The sequence below is a fragment of the Prescottella defluvii genome (assembly GCF_000738775.1).
Taxonomy (GTDB): Bacteria; Actinomycetota; Actinomycetes; order Mycobacteriales; family Mycobacteriaceae; genus Prescottella; species Prescottella defluvii.
Genome location: NZ_JPOC01000186.1, coordinates 1 through 377 on the forward strand (window position 1 = coordinate 1; position 377 = coordinate 377).

Annotated in this window: 1 protein-coding gene; it reads left to right on the forward strand. The window is 65.5% G+C overall.

The genetic code is table 11. From position 1 onward, the window contains the following. Positions 1–31 precede the first annotated feature (31 nt). Positions 32–377 (forward strand): 30S ribosomal protein S9 (gene rpsI / locus IJ15_RS0124380; protein ID WP_037136273.1); only part of this gene is annotated, 346 nt, incomplete at its 3' end.

The window sequence follows — 377 nt, forward strand, 5'->3', positions numbered from 1 at the left end:
CGGTGCCGTTCGAGATCAAGCAGGTCGCCCAGTGAGCAACGAAGACTTCAACGAGGCCGTCGAGGCTGTCGAGGCTGCGGACACCGCGGCTGAGGAGTACACGGAGTACTCCACCGAGACCGAGGTCGTCGAGTCGTACGAGGCTGCTCCGCAGGCCCCGATCGTCATCGATCGTCCGGTCCAGACCGTCGGTCGTCGCAAGGAGGCGGTCGTCCGCGTCCGCCTGACCCCCGGCACCGGTGAGTTCAAGCTCAACGGCCGCACCATGGAGGATTACTTCCCCAACAAGGTGCACCAGCAGCTGATCAAGGCTCCGCTGGTCCTGGTCGAGCGCACCGAGTCGTTCGACATCACCGCTCTGCTGACCGGTGGCGGCC